This window comes from Streptomyces toyocaensis (genome assembly GCF_000725125.1).
GTDB classification, from domain to species: domain Bacteria; phylum Actinomycetota; class Actinomycetes; order Streptomycetales; family Streptomycetaceae; genus Streptomyces; species Streptomyces toyocaensis.
Genome location: NZ_JFCB01000015.1, coordinates 1 through 18,144 on the forward strand (window position 1 = coordinate 1; position 18,144 = coordinate 18,144).

Sequence of the window (18,144 nt, forward strand, 5' to 3'; positions counted from 1 at the left end):
AGTCTCACGAGAACCAGGCCGCAGGATCGAACGGCTCCTCCGTTCCATCAGCGTCAATGATGACGATCTCGCTTTCGACACTACTGAGCCCACTCCGGGTCGAAGGGGGCTCAGTAGTCGCCAGAACGCTTCAGCAAAATTCCGAGAGCCTCAGACCCACTCCACCTCTGAGTGGATGGCCGAGGCCCCTCCCGGGCCCGGCAGGGGCGTACAAGGCCCGCACTGCTGCTCCGGCTGCCGACGGCTCGTAGCCCCGACAGCAGCCAACGCAGCAGCCACCTCGGCCTCACTCGCGCCCGCCAGGGCGTCCATCACCCGAACGAGTGCGTCACTCACCTCAGTGCGAGTGACCGCTCGGCGCCGGCGCGGCATTCTTGACCGTGAGAGGCAGCAGCTTCTTCCCGGTCGGACCGATTTGTATGGCCGTGTCCATCTGCGGGCACACCCCGCAGTCGAAGCACGGGGTCCAGCGGCAGTCCTCGACCTCGGTCTCGTCGAGGGCGTCCTGCCAGTCCTCCCAGAGCCAGTCCTTGTCGAGGCCGGAGTCGAGGTGGTCCCAGGGGAGGACCTCCTCGTAGGTGCGCTCGCGGGTCGTGTACCAGTCGACGTCCACGCCGAACTCCGCCAGCGCCTTGTCCGCGCACGCCATCCAGCGGTCGTAGGAGAAGTGCTCGCGCCAGCCGTCGAAGCGGCCGCCGTCCTCGTAGACCGCGCGGATGACCGCGCCGATGCGGCGGTCGCCGCGGGAGAGCAGGCCCTCGACGATGCCGGGCTTGCCGTCGTGGTAGCGGAAGCCGATCGAGCGGCCGTACTTCTTGTCGCCGCGGATCTTGTCGCGGAGCTTGGCGAGGCGCTCGTCCGTCTGCTCGGCCGACAGCTGCGGGGCCCACTGGAAGGGGGTGTGCGGCTTGGGGACGAAGCCGCCGATGGAGACCGTGCAGCGGATGTCGTTGGAGCCGGAGACCTCGCGGCCCTTGGCGATCACGCGGGTGGCCATGTCGGCGATCTGCAGGACGTCGTCGTCGGTCTCGGTGGGCAGGCCGCACATGAAGTACAGCTTCACCTGGCGCCAGCCGTTGCCGTAGGCCGTGGCGACGGTCCTGATCAGGTCGTCCTCCGAGACCATCTTGTTGATGACCTTGCGGATGCGTTCCGAGCCGCCCTCCGGGGCGAAGGTGAGGCCCGAGCGACGGCCGTTGCGGGTCAGCTCGTTCGCCAGGTCGATGTTGAAGGCGTCGACGCGGGTGGAGGGGAGGGACAGGCCGATCTTGTCCTCCTCGTACCGGTCGGCCAGGCCCCTGGCGATGTCACCGATCTCGGAGTGGTCGGCCGAGGACAGGGAGAGCAGACCGACCTCTTCGAAGCCCGTCGCCTTCAGTCCCTTGTCGACCATCTCGCCGATGCCGGTGATCGACCGCTCGCGGACCGGGCGGGTGATCATGCCGGCCTGGCAGAAGCGGCAGCCCCGGGTGCAGCCGCGGAAGATCTCCACGGACATGCGCTCGTGGACGGTCTCGGCGAGCGGGACGAGGGGCTGTTTGGGGTAGGGCCACTCGTCGAGGTCCATCACCGTGTGCTTGGAGACCCGCCACGGGACGCCCGACCTGTTCGGCACGACACGGGCGATACGGCCGTCGGGGAGGTACTCGACGTCGTAGAAGCCGGGGACGTAGACCCCGCCGGTCCTGGCCAGGCGGAAGAGGAGTTCCTCGCGGCCACCGGGGCGGCCCTCCTCCTTCCAGGCGCGGATGATCCGCGTGACCTCCAGGACGGCCTGCTCGCCGTCGCCGATGACGGCGCAGTCGATGAAGTCGGCGATCGGCTCGGGGTTGAAGGCGGCGTGGCCGCCGGCCATGACGATCGGGTCGTCCAGCGTCCGGTCCTTGGCCTCCAGCGGGATGCCGGAGAGGTCCAGGGCGGTGAGCATGTTGGTGTAGCCGAGCTCGGTGGAGAAGCTCAGGCCGAACACGTCGAAGGCCTTCACCGGGCGGTGGCTGTCGACGGTGAACTGCGGGACCTGGTGCTCCCGCATCAGCGTCTCGAGGTCGGGCCAGACGCTGTAGGTGCGCTCGGCGAGGACCCCGTCCTGTTCGTTGAGGACCTCGTAGAGGATCATGACGCCCTGGTTGGGCAGTCCGACCTCGTACGCGTCCGGGTACATGAGCGCCCAGCGGACGTCGCAGGAGTCCCAGTCCTTGACCGTGGAGTTGAGCTCTCCGCCGACGTACTGAATCGGCTTCTGCACATGCGGGAGCAGAGCTTCGAGCTGCGGGAACACAGACTCGGCGGCTTCGGCAGGCATCTCGCGAACCTTCGTGTGGTGACTGCGGGGTCCCCCGGCCGGAGGCTGGGGGCGGGTGACCATCCAGCGTAACCCGGCCGACGGGGTCCCCCGTACGTCGCTCAGACGGCGGTCCTCTTGGTGATCGCGGACCACGCCTCGGGGAGTGCGGCCTCGGCGAGCTGCGCGCGGTGTTTCTCGCGGCCGTGGAGGACGCCGTAGGTGAAGGCGCTCTCCCCTGCCGCGTGGGCGACGGCGGCGAGCTCGCGCAGGGTCCGGCGGGCCATCACGCTGTCCTGGTGGTCGCCGAGCAGGCCCTGGAGCGACTTCATGGACGTGACCAGGTCGTTCGCCGGTTTCCCGAGGGCGGGGGCGGCGGCCTCGGCGGCGTAGCGGGTGCGCTTGGTCTTCTTGCGGGCCTCGTGCAGGGCGACGTCGCGTTCGGTGCCGGGCGGGAGGTCGAGGGCCTGGGTGACGAGGCCTTCGAGCTTGCCGAGGTCCTTGCGCAGGGCCTTGGTGAGGGTCTTCGCGGGTTTGGCTCCGGCCTTCTTGCGCAGCGGCGGGTCGTCGAGCAGGGCGTCCAGGGTGTCGAGGAGGGTGAGGTAACGGCGGGAATCGAGGAGGGCGGTGAGGCGGCCGTGGGCTCCGCTGTGCCGGGCCCGGGACCAGGCGGTGAGGCGGTCGGCGACGGGGCCGTGGACGAGGGCGTCGGGCAGGTCGGCGAGGGCGGTGGTGAGGCGTTCGGCGAGGACTTCCTGGTCGCGGTCCACGCCCAGCGCGTCGGCCAGCCATTTCAGGTCGTCGGCGACGGGGTCGGTGGTCTCGCGGTCCAGGACGTCGCGGAAGGTACGGAAGGTGCTGCGCAGGCGGCGGGTGGCGACCCTCATGCGGTGGACGGAGTCGGGGACGTCCTGGCGGACGGCGGGGTCGAGCTCGACGAGGGCGTCGCGCTGGGCGCGGACGTAGGCGAGGACGTGGTCCCCGGCGGTGACGGGTTCGCCCACCGTCCGTGGGCGCCGTTTCTTCTTCGGGGCCGCCTCGGGTGCTGTGGCGGGGGCGGGTGCCGTCGCGGCCGTGGTGCCGTGGGGGGCGGTCTCGGCGAGTGCCCTGGCCAGCTTGGAGGTCGACGTCGAGGGGCGCATGCCGGCCTTGCGCAGGCGTTTTTCGACCTTGTCGAGGAAGGCGGGGTCGCCGTCGTCGGCGAGTTCGACCTCGATCTCGGTCCACCGGGCGGTGCCGCCGCCGGTGAGTCGTTCGGCGTGGACGGTGTCGAGGCTGACCTCGGCGAGCAGCTCGCCGTCGGAGTCGACCAGGTGGCGTACGTCACGGTCGGAGCGCAGCCGGACGAGCGGCAGCAGTGGGTGATCGCGGACGCGGGAGCGGACGAGGGCGGCCAGTTCGTCCGGGAGGGTGTCGGAGAGCGGGGCGCGGATCTCGTCACGTACTCCGGGGGCGACCGGGAACTTCAGGTGCCAGCCGGCGTCCGAGCCGCCGGTGCGGCGGCGCAGGGTGACGGCCGACGCGGCGAGGCGTTCGTCGGCGGTGTCGTGGTAGGTGGCGTCGAGGTGGGTGACGCCCTTGTCGAGGACGGATGCGACGCCGGGGACGCGGGTCAGGTCGGGCAGTCCGCCGTCGTCGGACTCGTACTTTCGCTCGATCTCGCGCTTGGTGTCCGCCATGAACCGAATCTATCCGCCGGGGGCCGATGTAGTCGCGTGGGTGCGGAGCGGCGGGTGGGCCGCTCCGCACCGGTGACGTGCGGGCCGGGCGGGACGCGTCGCTAGGCGGACATCGGCCGCTGCATCCGGATGGACTGGAGCAGGCCCACGGCGAGCCATACGGCGAACATGGAGGAGCCCCCGTAGGAGACGAACGGCAGGGGCAGTCCGGTGACCGGCATGATGCCGAGGGTCATGCCGACGTTCTCGAAGGTCTGGAAGGCGAACCAGGCGACTATGCCGGCGGCGACGACGGTGCCGTACAGGTCGGTGGTGTCGCGGGCGATGCGGCAGGCGCGCCAGAGGATGACGCCGAGCAGGCCGATGATCAGTGCGCCGCCGACGAAGCCGAGTTCCTCGCCGGCGACGGTGAAGACGAAGTCGGTCTGCTGCTCGGGCACGAACTGGCCGGTGGTCTGTGAGCCCTGGAAGAGGCCGGAACCGGTCAGTCCGCCGGAGCCGATGGCGATGCGGGCCTGGTTGGTGTTGTAGCCGACGCCGGCGGGGTCGAGTTCGGGGTTGGCGAAGGCGGCGAAGCGGTTGATCTGGTACTCGTCGAGGACACCGAGCTGCCAGACGGTGATCGCGCCGGCCGCTCCGGCGCCGAGGAGGCCGAAGACCCATCGGTTGGAGGCGCCGGAGGCGAGCAGTACGCCGAGCACGATGACGACCATGACCATGACCGACCCGAGGTCGGGCATGAGCATCACGATCAGCATGGGGACGACGGCCAGGCCGAGTGCCTGGAGGACCGTGCGGTGGTCGGGGTAGGGCTTGTCGCCTGCGTCGACCCTGGCGGCGAGCAGCATCGCCATGCCCAGGATGATCGTGATCTTCACGAACTCGGAGGGCTGGAGGGAGAAGCCGCCGGGGAGCTTGATCCAGGAGTGGGCGCCGTTGATGGTGGAGCCCAGCGGTGTGAGCACGAGCAGGATCAGGAAGACGGAGGCGCCGTACAGCAGGGGCACGGCGGTGCGCAGGGCGCGGTGGCCGAGCCAGAGGACGCCGATCATCAGGGCGAGTCCGATGCCGGTGTTGAGCCAGTGCCGGACCAGGAAGTAGTAGGGGTCGCCCTGGTTGAGTTCGGTGCGGTTGCGGGTGGCCGAGTAGACCAGGAGCGAGCCCAGCAGGGACAGGGCGACGGCCGACAGCAGCATCGGCCAGTCGAGGCGGCGGGCCAGGGAGTCGCGGGCGAAGACCCGTGTCCAGCCGGCCCGCTCGGGTCCGTATCCGGAGACCTGGAAGCTGTTGACGCCGCCGGTCATGACGCCGTCCTCCGTGTCCCGCCGCGGCCGCTCCGTCGTCGCTCGCGGCGGCGGGTGTCGCGGTTGGTGTTCTCCGGTGAGGGGACCGTGCCGGGCTGCTGCGGGTCGGCGGGGTCGTCCTGTTCGGTGGTGGCCCGGGCGTCGGGCGAGGGCTTCGTCCGGTCCTTGGCGGGGTCCTTGGAGACCTTCGGGGCCTGGATGGTGCCGTCGGTGCGGACCTTGGGGAGGGTCTTCTGCGGTGTGGGCAGCAGCGCCTTCTTCTTGTCGATCTCGCCGTCCTCGGAGACGCCGTACAGGGCGTTGTAGATGTTGCGCACGGCGGGGCCCGAGGCGCCGGAGCCCGTACCACCCTGGGAGATCGTCATGACGATCGAGTAGTCCTTGGTGTAGGTGGCGAACCACGAGGTGGTCTGCTTGCCGTACACCTCGGCGGTACCGGTCTTGGCGTGCATCGGGATCTCGTCCTGCGGCCAGCCCCCGAATCGCCACGCGGCCGTACCGCGGGTGGCGACTCCCTCGAGGGCTCCGTCTATCTGGCTGAGGGTCTTCTTCGTCATCGGCAGTTTGCCGTGCGACTCGGGCTCGATCTCCGTGACGGTCCTGCCGTCGGGGCTGATGACGGCCTTGCCGACGGTGGGGTCGTAGAGGGTGCCGCCGTTGGCGATGGCCGCGTAGATGGTGGCCATCTGGATGGGGGTGACGAGGGTGTCGCCCTGGCCGATGGAGTAGTTGACGGAGTCACCGGCGCGCAGCCGGTTGCCTTCGAGGCAGTTCTCGTAGGCGATGCGCTCGGCGTAGCTGCCGTCCTTCTTGCCGGTCTTGCACCAGACGTCCTTGTTGGCCTTCCAGTAGTCCAGTTTCCACTGGCGGTCGGGGACGCGGCCGGTGACCTCGTTGGGCAGGTCGATGCCGGTCTCCTTGCCGAGGCCGAACTGGTGGGAAGTCTTGTAGAACCAGTCGTCGGGCTTCTTCTTCGGCTTGTTGCCGCCGTCGCGCTTCCACTCCTCGTGGGAGAGGGCGTAGAAGACGGTGTCGCAGGACACCTCGAGGGCGCGGCCGAGGCTGATGGGGCCGTGGTTCTGGGATTCGAAGTTCTTGAAGACCTGGCTGCCGATGGAGTACGAGCTGGAGCAGTTGTAGGGGCCTTCGAAGGAGTACCCGGCGTTGATCGCGGCGGCCGTGGGGATCACCTTGAAGATGGAGCCGGGTGCCGACTGGCCCTGGATGGCGCGGTTGAGCAGCGGGTAGTTGGAGTCCTTGCCGGTGAGGGCGGCGTAGTCCTTGGCGGAGATGCCGCCGACCCAGGCGTTGGGGTCGTAGGTGGGGTTGGAGGCCATCGCGACGACGCGGCCGGTCTTGGCCTCCATGACGACGACGGCGCCGGAGTCGGCTTCGTAAGTGCGGTTGGTGTTGCGGTCGTGCTGCTTGCGGGCTTCCTTCATCGCCTCGTTCAGCTCGTACTCGGCGATGCGCTGGACGCGGGCGTCGATGCTGGTGACGAGGTTGGCGCCGGGCTCGGCGGGGTCGGCCTCGGCCTGGCCGAGGACCCGGCCGAGCTTGTCGACCTCGTACCGCGTGACGCCGGCCTTGCCGCGCAGCTGCTTGTCGTACTGGCGCTCGAGGCCGGAGCGGCCGACCATGTCGGAGCGCAGGTACGGCGAGTCGGTGTCCTGTGCCTTCTGGATCTCCTCGTCGGTGACGGGTGAGAGGTAGCCGAGGACCTGGGCGGTGTTGGCCTTGCCCGGGGCCGCGTAACGGCGCACGGCCTGGGGTTCCGCGGTGATGCCGGGGAAGTCCTCGGCGCGCTCGCGGATCTGCAGGGCCTGCTTGGGGGTGGCCTCGTCGGTGATGGGGATGGGCTGGTACGGCGAGCCGTTCCAGCAGGGCTGGGGGGTCTTGGCGTCGCAGAGCCGGACCTTCTCGCTCACCTCCTTGGCGCTCATGCCGAGGACGCCGGCGAGCTTGGTGAGGACCGCCTTGCCGTCGTCCTTCATCTTCAGGAGTTCGGTGCGGGAGGCGGAGACGACCAGCCGCGTCTCGTTGTCCGCGAGGGCCACTCCGCGCGCGTCCAGGATGGAGCCGCGGACCGCGGGCTGGACGACCTGCTGGACGTGGTTGCCGGAGGCCTCCCTGGCGTACTGGTCGCCCTCGCGGATCTGGAGGTACCACAGGCGCCCGCCGAGGGTGCCGAGGAGGGAGACGACGAGGACCTGGATGACGACGAGCCGGATCTGGACCCGTGGGCTGCGGCCGGTCTCGGGGATGTTGGTCACGCGGCTTCCTCCCCTCTCAGAGCGCGTGCGCGGGTGCGGGTACGAGTGGTGAACGGCCGGTACGCGGGTCGGCGTTCCGCCGCCGTTCACCCGTTCCGGTGAAGTTCGGCCGGGTCACAGGCGTTTGACCCCCTTGATGCGTCCGGCGCGCGCCGTCCGGGCCCGGGCCACCTTGACGCGCAGTCCGCCGCGCTGGCCGCCGATGCGCAGTCCGGTGCCGCCGGACAGCCAGCCGGAGGAGATGTCGCCGGACGTCGCGGAGCCCGTCTCGGCGAGCGGATCGTTCTCGGCGCGCCGCGCCAGGGCCATGACGCCGGGGACGACGAACGGCGCGAGCAGCAGGTCGTACAGCGCGGCGGTGAACAGCAGCCCGCCGAGGCCGACATGACGGGCCGCGGTGTCGCCGACGGCGGCGCCGACACCGGCGTAGAGCAGGGTGGAGCCGACCGCGGCGGCGACTACCACGACCATGGGGCCGGTGGCCGACTTCACCTGGCCGCTCTCGGGTTTGACGAGTCCGGCGAGGTAGCCGATGACGCACAGCACGAGGGCGTAGCGGCCGGCCGCGTGGTCGGCGGGCGGGGCGAGGTCGGCGAGGAGGCCGGCGGCGAAGCCGACGAGGGCGCCGCCGACATGACCGTAGACCAGGGCGAGGCCGAGGACGGTGAGCAGCAGCAGGTCGGGGACGGCGCCCGGCAGGTGGAGGCGGGAGAGGACGCTCACCTGGATCACCAGGGCGACGACGATCAGCGAGCTGGAGAGCAGGATCCGGTTGACGCGCATGGGGTGACAGCTCCTACTGCTCTTGCTGGTTCAGGCCGTCGGCAGGGGCGGAGGGGGTGACGGTCACCGTCACGGTCGGTGTGGGGGTCGGCTTGGGCTTCTTGGGCAGCACCGTGTCGCGCGGGTCCTTCTCGGGGGCCTGGACGACGACGCCGACCACGTCGAGCTTGCTGAAGCTGACGAACGGCGTGACGTGCAGGGTGCGGGTGAGGTTGCCGCCGGTGGGGTCGACGCGGGAGACGACGCCCACGGGAACGCCGGGCACGAAGGGCTTGTCGGCCTGCGAGCCGAAGGTGACCAGCCGGTCGCCCTTCTTGATCTCGGCCTTGCTGTTGAGCAGTTCGACGCGGAGCGGGCGGTCGCCCTGGCCGGAGGCGAAACCGAGTTCGTCGCCGGACTCCATGCGGGTGCCTACGGTGAAGTCGGGGTCGCTGGCGAGCAGCACGGTGGCGGTGTTCGGGCCCACGGTGGTGACGCGGCCGACGAGTCCGTCGCCGTTGAGGACGGTCATGTCGCGTTTGATGCCGTCATCGGCTCCGGCGTCGATGGTGATGGTCCAGGAGAAGCCCTGGGCCGCTCCTATGGCGATGACCTGGGCGCCCTTGATGCCGTACTGGCCCCTGCCGGAGATCTTCAGCAGTTCGTCGAGCTGGGCGAGGCGGCTGCGGCTGCGGTCGTCGCTGCCGAGTTCGGCCTTGAGCGCGGCGTTCTCCCGCTCCAGTTCGGCCAGCCGGTCGTGCCGGTCGCCGGACTCGCGGACGGCGGTGACCGCGTTGCCGATCGGGTCGACCGCGCTGGACACGCCGTTCTCGATCGGGCCGAAGACGGTCGCCGCGGCCTGCCGGGCACCGTCGACCGGTGAGTCCTCCCCGCCGCGGATGTCCACCGTGATCAGCGCGAACGCGATGGCGATCAGCAGCACCAGGAGCAGCCGGCTCTCTCGTGTGTCCCTCACGTGCGGCGGCCGTGCCTTCCTCGTCGAGAACGGGTGTGCGGTGTGGTCTTGTTCAGATGTCGGGCGGTGACCGACGGGCCGTGCGCGGCTCGTGGACAGCCTGTGGCTCTACACCAGCGCTCCGCCGTACGAGACGCGAACGTCCCGTACGGCGGAGTCGAGGAGTCGTGTCATCTGCGGGGCTGGGCGTCCAGCACCTGCTGCAGCGCCTCGAACTCCTCGACGCACTTGCCGGAGCCGAGCGCCACGCTGTCCAGCGGGTCCTCGGCGATGTGGATCGGCATGCCCGTCTCCCGGCGCAGCCGCTCGTCGAGGCCGCGCAGCAGGGCGCCGCCGCCGGTCAGCACGATGCCCCGGTCCATGATGTCGCCGGACAGCTCCGGCGGGCACTTGTCGAGGGTCGTCTTGACCGCGTCGACGATGGCGTTGACCGGTTCCTCGATCGCCTTGCGGACCTCGGCCGCGGAGATGACGACGGTCTTGGGCAGTCCGGACACCAGGTCCCGGCCACGGATCTCGGTGTGCTCGTCGGTGTCGAGGTCGTACGCCGAACCGATCGTGATCTTGATCTGCTCGGCCGAGCGCTCACCCAGCAGGAGCGAGTACTCCTTCTTGATGTGCTGGATGATCGCGTTGTCCAGTTCGTCGCCCGCGACGCGGATGGACTGTGCGGTGACGATGCCGCCGAGGGAGATGACCGCGACCTCCGTCGTGCCGCCGCCGATGTCCACCACCATGTTGCCGGTGGCCTCGTGGACCGGCAGCCCGGAGCCGATGGCGGCGGCCATGGGCTCCTCGATGATGTGCACCTGGCGGGCGCCGGCCTGCGACGACGCCTCGATGACGGCGCGGCGTTCGACGCCGGTGATGCCCGAGGGCACACATACGACGACCCGCGGACGAGCCAGATACCGCCGCTTGTGGATCTTCAGGATGAAGTAGCGCAGCATCCGCTCGGTGATCTCGAAGTCGGCGATGACGCCGTCCTTCAGGGGGCGCACGGCAACGATGTTGCCGGGCGTGCGCCCGATCATCTTCTTCGCTTCGGCGCCGACCGCGAGGATGCCACCGGTGTTGGTGTTGATCGCGACGACGGACGGCTCGTTCAGTACGATCCCACGACCCCTGACGTACACCAGCGTGTTGGCGGTCCCGAGGTCGACAGCCATGTCACGGCCGATGAACGACATTGAGTTCCCCATCAGGATTCGTCTGGCCTTCCCACGAGCTTTTGAGGGCTTTTCAGGTTGGCGAGGTGGGTGCGGTGACGTGAAGGCTTCCATCGTAGACGCGCCTTCGCGAACACTGTGCGAGGGTCTTCGCCATTGTCATCAGACGGCGCGTCGCGCTGCTCCTGGAGACGGGCCATCGGGGGCATCCGTTCCCCCGAACGCGTCGCATATGCCAAAAAATGGCCCGGGGGCAAAGCCCCCAGACCATCCGACAGACGGCAAACGTACTCTACGCGGCCGCGACATGATCGTTATGCACGCGGCCCACGCACGACCGGCCGTACGGCGTTACGCGCGGCCCGGGAAGAAGATCTTCACCTCGCGCTCGGCGGACTCCTCGGAGTCGGAGGCGTGGATCAGGTTCTCCCGGACGATCACACCGAAGTCGCCGCGGATCGAACCCGGCTCGGCGGCGATCGGGTCCGTGGGGCCCGCCAGCCGGCGCACCCCCTCGATGACCCGCTCGCCCTCGACGATCAGGGCCACGACCGGGCCGGAGGCCATGAACTCCACCAGCGGCTCGTAGAACGGCTTGCCCTTGTGCTCGCCGTAGTGCTGCTCCAGCGTGTCCTGGTCCAGGGTGCGCAGCTCCAGCGCGGTGATCTGCCAGCCGGCCTTGCGCTCGATACGGCTGATGATCTCGCCGGTCAGGCCACGACGGACGGCGTCGGGCTTGAGGAGGACGAGGGTGCGCTGGGTCACGACGGAGCTCCTTGTGCGTGAAGTGGTGCGGAGTGACGAGGTTACCGGGCGTGTCGGGGCCGGTGTCACGCAGCGTCAGGCTGGTCGGCGCGGGCGGCGAAACGGGCCTTGGCTTCGTCCACCTTCCGCCCGAAGTGCACCGATGCCCACCACAGCAGCGCGAAGACCACGCCCAGGAAGAACATCATCGGAACGAAGACACCGGAGGCGACGAGGGCGATCTGCAGCGCCCAGCCGAGAGCCACCCCGCCCGGCCGCGTGATCACCCCGCACAGGGCCACGGACAGGAACATCGCGATGCCGCAGACCGTCCACACCGTGCCGGTGGACAGGTCCGGGTCCTTCATCGCGACCAGCCCGGCGAAACCGATGACGAAGAACTCGCCGATCAGGGTCGAAGCACAGAGCGTACGCACGGGATCTCAGCCCCTCCCCAGGAGCAGTCGGGCCTCGCCGACAGTGATGACGGAACCGGTGACGAGCACACCGCCGCCCGCGAACTCGCCCTCCTCCTCGGCCAGCGTGATCGCGGCCTCGAGCGCGTCCGGCAGCCGCGGTTCGACCTGGACGCGGTCCTCGCCGAACACCTCGACGGCGATCGCGGCCAGTTCGTCGGCGTCCATCGCGCGATGGCTGGAGTTCTGGGTGACGACGACCTCGGCGAAGACCGGCTCGAACGCCTCCAGCAGCCCGCGCACGTTCTTGTCGCCGCTCGCGCCGACCACGCCGATGAGCCGGCTGAACTGGAACGCCTCCCCGATCGCCTCGGCCGCCGCCCGTGCGCCCGCCGGGTTGTGCGCGGCGTCCAGGACGACGGTCGGAGACCGCCGCACGACCTCCAGCCGGCCCGGCGAGGCGACGGCGGCGAACGCCTTGCGCACGGTGTCGATGTCGAGCCGCCCCTCACGCTGGGCGCCCACGCCGAAGAACGCCTCCACCGCGGCGAGGGCCACCGCCGCGTTGTGCGCCTGGTGCGCGCCGTGCAGCGGGAGGTACACCTCGGGGTACTCGCCGCCCAGCCCGCGCAGGGTCACCTGCTGGCCGCCGACGGCGACCTGCCGGGCGACGACCCCGAACTCCAGGCCCTCACGGGCCACCGTGGCGTTCACCTCGACGGACTTCTTCAACAGCACCTGAGCGGCGTCCACCGGCTGCTGCGCCATGATCACGGTCGCGTCCCGCTTGACGATGCCGGCCTTCTCCGTGGCGATCTCCGCGGGCGTGGTGCCGAGGCGGTCGGTGTGGTCCAGGTCGATCGGCGTCACCACGGCGACACCGGCGTCGATCACGTTCGTCGCGTCCCAGCTGCCGCCCATGCCGACCTCGACGACCGCCACGTCCACGGGCGCGTCGGCGAAGGCGGCGTACGCCATGCCGGTGAGGACCTCGAAGAAGGACAGCCGGTACTCCTGCGACGCGTCGACCATCTCGACGTACGGCTTGACGTCCCGGTACGTCTCGATGAAGCGCTCGGCGGAGATCGGGGAGCCGTCCAGGCTGATCCGCTCGGTGATCGACTGCACGTGCGGGGAGGTGTAGCGGCCGGTGCGCAGCTCGAAGGCGCCGAGCAGGGCCTCGATCATGCGGGCCGTGGAGGTCTTGCCGTTGGTGCCCGTGATGTGGATCGACGGGTACGACCGCTGCGGCTCCCCGAGGACGTCCATCAGCGCGGAGATGCGGGCGACCGAGGGCTCCAGCTTGGTCTCGCCCCAGCGGGTGGCGAGCTCCGCCTCGACCTCGCGCAGGGCGTTGTCGACCTCCGGGTCCTCGGGGCGCGCGGGCACGTCCGCCTGCGGCGGGCCCCCCTGGGTGCGCAGGGTGCGGCTGCCGGCCTCGATCACCGCGAGGTCGGGGTCGCGGCGGGTCTCCTCCTCGACGAGCTCGGCGAACTCGTCGAAGGTGTCGTCCGGGTCGGGACCTGCTGATTCTGGGCGCTCGCTCACGGTCCCCAGTCTACGGAGCGGCCGGGACGCCGCCCGGCAGCCCCCGTCTCCCGCGTCAGCCGAGCCATCTGCGCATCCCCAGACGGCCCCACAGCACGCTCGCGGCGAAGGACAGGGCGGCGGCGGCCACCGCCGTCACGGCGAGCGCCACGGGTGCCGGGAACCCGTGCGGGAGCCCCTCGGCGACGGGTCCGACCAGCAGCAGCACGAACAGCAGGTGCACCAGGTACGTTCCGAACGACGCGTCCGACAGCCGCTCCAGCACCGCCCGCGCCCTGTCCGGCACCCGCACCCCGCCCACCGCGCCGAGCACGGCGAAGGTCAGCGCGGCCACCGCCGGGCTCCCGTAGGCGGCGGGCTGCCGCACGGTGAGCTGGTACGCGGTCAGGGCGACGAGGGCGACCGCCGCGCCCGCGAGCCACAGCGCACGCGGACCGCGCCGCCGGGCGGCGAGCAGGGCCGCGCCCGCCACCGCGTAGCCCAGGGTGGACAGCGACACCTTCCAGTCCCAGGCGGGCAGCGGCAGCCCGGTGAGGGCCCGCCCGTCCCCGGCGAGCACCGGGGCGACGGCGAACGCGACGAGCAGCAGCAGCGACCGGCGGGGTGCGGCACGCCGGTGGAGGACGAGCACCACGACGCCGAGCAGCAGCAGGAGCGGCACGTAGGTGTAGAGGTACCAGAGGTGGAAGGCGGCCTCCACGGACCCGAAGAGGGCCCGCAGCGCCTCCTCGGCACCGCCGTCGAGGGGCGGCCCGTACAGCTGCTGCCAGAGCAGGTACACCGCCGTCCACACCGCCATCGGACGCAGGATCCGCCCGAGCCGGGTGAGGAGCTGGGCCTCGCCGCGCACCGGCGAGCCCACGAGGGCGGCCCAGCCGGCCATCGCGAAGAACGCGGGCACGGCGAACCGGCCGGCCGAGTCGCCGACCACACCGGTCGCGCGGTGGCCCGCGTCCAGGAACTCGGCGGAGGCGTGGACCAGTACCACGGCGGCCGTGCACAGGACGCGCAGCAGGTCGATGTCGTACCGCCGCTCCCGGCCGGTTCCGCCCCGCGCGGTCGGTCCGGCGGGCGGCACGGCGGTGGGAGGCGCGGTGCGGGGCATCGTGGGGGTGCTCCTGACGGCGTCGGCCCGGTCGGCCGGGCGGTGGGCGAAGCCGCAGGTTCTCCCCGGCGGGTTACGCCGTCCTCACCGCGACGTGAACGGCCCCCGGCCGGGAGGTCACCGGTCGGGGGCCGCGGGCGGTCCGGGTGGGCCGTCAGGCCTGGGGCAGGCGGTCGAGCTGGGACTGGATGCGGAGGATGTCCTCCTCCGCCTTCGCCAGCCGCGTGCGGATCTTGCCGACCACGTGGTCCGGGGCCTTCGCCAGGAACGCCTCGTTGCCGAGCTTGGCCGTCGCCTGGGCCTTCTCCTTCTCGGCGGCGGCGAGGTCCTTGGCGAGCCGCTTGCGCTCGGCGGCGACGTCGATCACGCCGGACAGGTCCAGCGCGACCTCGACACCCGCGACGGGCAGGGTGGCCGTCGCCGTGAACGCCTCGCCCTCCGGCTGGAGGCGCAGCAGCTGCCGGATGGCCGGCTCGTGCGCGGCGAGCGCCGTGCCGTCGAGGCTCAGCCGGGCCGGGACCCGCTGCCCGGGCTGCAGTCCCTGGTCGGCCCGGAAGCGGCGGACCTCGGTGATCACCGACTGGAGCGTCCCGATCTCCCGCTCGGCGTCCGCGTCCCGGAAACCGCTGTCGGACGGCCAGTCGGCGATGACGACCGACTCGCCCCCCGTCAGCGTCGTCCACAGCGTCTCGGTGACGAACGGGACGACCGGGTGGAGGAGCCTGAGCGTGACGTCGAGGACCTCACCGAGGACGCGCTTGCTGACCTCGGCCGGCTCCCCGCCCGCCTGGAAGGTGGTCTTGGACAGCTCGACGTACCAGTCGAAGACCTCGTCCCACGCGAAGTGGAACAGCGCGTCCGACAGCTTGGCGAACTGGAAGTCGTCGTAGTACGCGTCGACTTCGGCGACCACCGAGTTCAGCCGGGACAGGATCCAGCGGTCGGTCGGCGACATCGCCGACGCGTCCGGCAGCGGGCCCTCGACCGTCGCGCCGTTCATCAGCGCGAAGCGGGTCGCGTTCCAGATCTTGTTGGCGAAGTTGCGTGAGCCCTGGACCCAGTCCTCGCCGATCGGCACGTCGACGCCGGGGTTGGCGCCGCGCGCGAGCGTGAAGCGCAGGGCGTCGGAGCCGTACTTGTCCATCCAGTCCAGCGGGTTGACCGCGTTGCCGAAGGACTTCGACATCTTCTTGCCGAACTGGTCGCGGACCATGCCGTGCAGGGCGATGGTGTGGAACGGCGGGGTGCCGTCCATCGCGTACAGGCCGAACATCATCATCCGGGCGACCCAGAAGAAGAGGATGTCGTAGCCGGTGACCAGGACGGAGTTCGGGTAGAACTTCGCGAGCGACTCGGTCTGTTCGGGCCAGCCGAGGGTGGAGAACGGCCACAGGCCCGAGGAGAACCAGGTGTCGAGGACGTCGGTGTCCTGGTGCCAGCCCTCGCCGGCCGGCGGCTGCTCGTCGGGACCGACGCAGACGACCTCGCCGTTCGGCCCGTACCAGACCGGGATGCGGTGACCCCACCACAACTGCCGCGAGATGCACCAGTCGTGGAGGTTGTCGACCCAGTCGAAGTACCGCTTCTCCATCTCCTGCGGGTGGATGCTGACGCGGCCGTCACGGACCGCGTCACCGGCCGCCTTCGCCAGCGGACCGACCTTGACCCACCACTGCATCGACAGCCGCGGCTCGATGGTGGTCTTGCAGCGCGAGCAGTGGCCGACGCTGTGGACGTACGGCCGCTTCTCGGCGACGATCCGGCCCTCGGCGCGCAGCGCGGCGACGATGGCGGAGCGGGCCTCGAGCCGGTCCAGGCCCTGGAAGGGGCCGTGGGCGGTGATGACGGCGTGCTCGTCCATGACCGCGATGGCGGGCAGGTCGTGGCGCCGGCCGATCTCGAAGTCGTTCGGGTCGTGGGCCGGGGTGACCTTGACCGCGCCCGTGCCGAACGCGGGGTCGACGTGCTCGTCCGCGACGACCGGGATGGAACGGTCGGTCAGCGGCAGCTTGACGAGCTTGCCGACCAGGTGCTTGTAGCGCTCGTCCTCGGGATGGACGGCGACGGCCGTGTCACCGAGCATCGTCTCGGCGCGGGTCGTGGCGACGACGATGGTGTCGTCCCCGTCGCCGTACTTCATGGAGACGAGCTCGCCGTCGTCCTCCTGGTAGTCGACCTCGATGTCGGAGATCGCGGTCAGGCAGCGCGGGCACCAGTTGATGATGCGCTCGGCGCGGTAGATCAGCTCGTCGTCGTAGAGCCGCTTGAAGATGGTCTGGACGGCCGTCGACAGGCCCTCGTCCATGGTGAAGCGCTCGCGCGACCAGGCGACACCGTCGCCGAGGCGGCGCATCTGGCCGCTGATCTGGCCACCGGACTCGCCCTTCCACTGCCAGACCCGCTCGACGAACGCCTCGCGGCCGAGGTCGTGGCGGGACTTGCCCTCCTTGGCGAGTTCCCGCTCGACGACGTTCTGCGTGGCGATGCCCGCGTGGTCCATGCCCGGCTGCCACAGGGTCTCGAAGCCCTGCATGCGCTTGCGGCGCGTGAGGGCGTCGATGAGCGTGTGCTCGAAGGCGTGCCCGAGGTGCAGGCTGCCGGTGACGTTCGGCGGCGGGATGACGACGGTGTACGGCGGCTTGTCGCTCTTGGCGTCCGCCTCGAAGTAACCGCGCTCCACCCAGCGCTCGTACAGCGGCCCCTCTACGTCGGCCGGCGCGTACTGGGTCGGCAGTTCGGTGGTGGGCGCTGGTGGCTGCTGCTGAGCGTTCTCGGTCACGGGGCTCAGTTTAGAGGCGTCACGGGCCTGTCCCGAAACGCGTTTCCTTTGTAACGGTGCGACCCCCACTGACCTGAACGTGTCGCTCCTGAGTCAGGATGTCGGCAACGCATGAGCATCCGGAGGGGAACCCAGTAATGAGCTACAACCAGCCGGGCCCGTACGGCGGGCAGCCCCAGCAGCCCGGGCCGTACGGCCAGCAGGGTCCTTACGGCCAGCCGCCGCAGGCTCCGCAGCCCGGCTACGGCTACCCCCAGCAGGCGCCCCCGCCCGGCCAGCCCGGGTACGGCTACCCGCCCCAGCCCGGCCAGCCCGGCGTCCCGCCGCAGCAGCCGTACGGCCAGCAGCCGCCCTACGGCCAGGCCCCGTACGGCATGCCGCCCCAGCCCCCGGCGCCGGGCGGCGGCGGCAAGAAGGCGGCGATCATCGTCGGCGCGGTCGCGGTCGTCGCGGCGATCGGCGTGGGCGCGTACTTCGTCATCGGCGGGGGCGGCGGCGCGGGCGGTCTGGAGGACGACGGCCCGCACAAGCTGTCCACCCCGGCGACGGTCCTCGACGAGTACAAGCGGGTCGGCGACGGAAACCAGTCGAGCGATGCCGACGTCACGAAGGACATGGCGAAGAGCGGCGTCAAGAACGGTACGGCCGTCGTCGGCCAGTGGTCGACCGCCGACTTCAGCGACTACGACCCGCAGGACCCCACCACGCTTCCCGACCAGTCCGAGCTGCTGACCGCCAAGGGAATGACGATGGTCGGAGGGTACGGCGAGATCGCCGACCCCCAGGCCGTCCTGGACAAGTTCTTCGCCAACATCCAGAAGGAGGTCAAGGAGAGCTCGACCAGCGACACCGGGGGCATGCAGAACGCCGAGCTGGTCGGTGACCCCGAGGAGGTCGAGATCGACGGCGCCGTCGCCAAGTGCCAGGCCACGAAGGCCACCAACGCGCTGACCAAGAAGGAGTCGACCGACTGGTTCTGCGCCTGGGCGGACCACAGCACGGTCGCCATGGTCTCCCCCGGTGACAACGGCAGCACCGGCGTCGGCAAGGACACGGCGGTCGACCTGACCACCAAGCTCCGCGAGCAGGTCCGCGTCAAGGCCTGACC

The 18,144-nt window shown here is 70.5% G+C and carries 13 protein-coding genes; 1 reads left to right on the forward strand and 12 read right to left on the reverse strand.

The genetic code is table 11. The features are described from left to right. Positions 1-337: 337 nt before the first annotated feature. From BU52_RS17400 to BU52_RS17455, 12 genes are all read right to left on the reverse strand, one after another. The gene (locus tag BU52_RS17400; RefSeq protein WP_037935215.1) at positions 338-2,302 is read right to left on the reverse strand and encodes a TIGR03960 family B12-binding radical SAM protein; all 1,965 of its coding nucleotides are present in this window, start codon (positions 2,300-2,302) and stop codon (positions 338-340) included. 101 nt (positions 2,303-2,403) lie between these two features. Further along, positions 2,404-3,960: a CYTH and CHAD domain-containing protein gene (locus BU52_RS17405; protein WP_037935216.1), complete on the reverse strand. Its 1,557-nt coding sequence runs from the start codon at positions 3,958-3,960 to the stop codon at positions 2,404-2,406. A gap of 101 nt (positions 3,961-4,061) precedes the next feature. Further along, on the reverse strand, positions 4,062-5,264 hold the full coding sequence (rodA, locus tag BU52_RS17410; RefSeq protein ID WP_037935217.1) for a rod shape-determining protein RodA: 1,203 nt from the start codon (positions 5,262-5,264) through the stop codon (positions 4,062-4,064). Then, entirely contained in the window at positions 5,261-7,537 is a 2,277-nt protein-coding gene (mrdA, locus tag BU52_RS17415) for a penicillin-binding protein 2 (RefSeq protein ID WP_037935219.1), read from the reverse strand. The genes rodA and mrdA overlap by 4 nt, the downstream gene beginning before the upstream one ends. A 114-nt stretch (positions 7,538-7,651) precedes the next feature. Further along, on the reverse strand, positions 7,652-8,320 hold the full coding sequence (gene mreD / locus BU52_RS17420; protein ID WP_037935221.1) for a rod shape-determining protein MreD: 669 nt from the start codon (positions 8,318-8,320) through the stop codon (positions 7,652-7,654). Between the two features lie 13 nt (positions 8,321-8,333). Beyond that, positions 8,334-9,275, reverse strand: a complete 942-nt coding sequence (gene mreC, locus BU52_RS17425) for a rod shape-determining protein MreC (protein ID WP_037935230.1) — start codon at positions 9,273-9,275, stop codon at positions 8,334-8,336. A 170-nt stretch (positions 9,276-9,445) separates the two neighbouring features. Then, the gene (locus tag BU52_RS17430; RefSeq protein ID WP_024887540.1) at positions 9,446-10,465 is read right to left on the reverse strand and encodes a rod shape-determining protein; all 1,020 of its coding nucleotides are present in this window, start codon (positions 10,463-10,465) and stop codon (positions 9,446-9,448) included. A 330-nt stretch (positions 10,466-10,795) separates the two neighbouring features. Then, positions 10,796-11,209 carry a nucleoside-diphosphate kinase gene (gene ndk, locus BU52_RS17435; RefSeq protein ID WP_037935232.1) on the reverse strand — a complete coding sequence of 138 codons (414 nt, stop codon included), beginning with the start codon at positions 11,207-11,209 and terminating at the stop codon, positions 10,796-10,798. A gap of 65 nt (positions 11,210-11,274) precedes the next feature. Continuing rightward, complete coding sequence (locus tag BU52_RS17440) at positions 11,275-11,625, reverse strand: DUF4233 domain-containing protein (RefSeq protein ID WP_037935233.1); 351 nt, start codon at positions 11,623-11,625, stop codon at positions 11,275-11,277. Between the two features lie 6 nt (positions 11,626-11,631). Further along, positions 11,632-13,152, reverse strand: coding sequence for a bifunctional tetrahydrofolate synthase/dihydrofolate synthase (folC, locus tag BU52_RS17445; protein ID WP_037935234.1), 1,521 nt, complete (start codon positions 13,150-13,152; stop codon positions 11,632-11,634). A 55-nt stretch (positions 13,153-13,207) separates the two neighbouring features. Beyond that, positions 13,208-14,257: an acyltransferase family protein gene (locus tag BU52_RS17450; RefSeq protein ID WP_037935236.1), complete on the reverse strand. Its 1,050-nt coding sequence runs from the start codon at positions 14,255-14,257 to the stop codon at positions 13,208-13,210. 154 nt (positions 14,258-14,411) lie between these two features. Next, entirely contained in the window at positions 14,412-17,036 is a 2,625-nt protein-coding gene (locus BU52_RS17455) for a valine--tRNA ligase (RefSeq protein ID WP_037935237.1), read from the reverse strand. A gap of 137 nt (positions 17,037-17,173) precedes the next feature. Between BU52_RS17455 and BU52_RS17460 the strand changes: the two genes are divergently transcribed. Continuing rightward, complete coding sequence (locus BU52_RS17460) at positions 17,174-18,142, forward strand: hypothetical protein (RefSeq protein WP_037935240.1); 969 nt, start codon at positions 17,174-17,176, stop codon at positions 18,140-18,142. Positions 18,143-18,144 lie beyond the last annotated feature (2 nt).

Coding starts and splice junctions, on each gene's coding strand:
- BU52_RS17450 (WP_037935236.1), bottom strand. CDS start 14,257: ATGCCCCGCACCGCGCCTCCCACCGCCGTGCCGCCCGCCGGACCGACC.
- mreD (WP_037935221.1), bottom strand. CDS start 8,320: ATGCGCGTCAACCGGATCCTGCTCTCCAGCTCGCTGATCGTCGTCGCC.
- BU52_RS17430 (WP_024887540.1), bottom strand. CDS start 10,465: ATGTCGTTCATCGGCCGTGACATGGCTGTCGACCTCGGGACCGCCAAC.
- BU52_RS17405 (WP_037935216.1), bottom strand. CDS start 3,960: ATGGCGGACACCAAGCGCGAGATCGAGCGAAAGTACGAGTCCGACGAC.
- BU52_RS17400 (WP_037935215.1), bottom strand. CDS start 2,302: ATGCCTGCCGAAGCCGCCGAGTCTGTGTTCCCGCAGCTCGAAGCTCTG.
- rodA (WP_037935217.1), bottom strand. CDS start 5,264: ATGACCGGCGGCGTCAACAGCTTCCAGGTCTCCGGATACGGACCCGAG.
- BU52_RS17460 (WP_037935240.1), top strand. CDS start 17,174: ATGAGCTACAACCAGCCGGGCCCGTACGGCGGGCAGCCCCAGCAGCCC.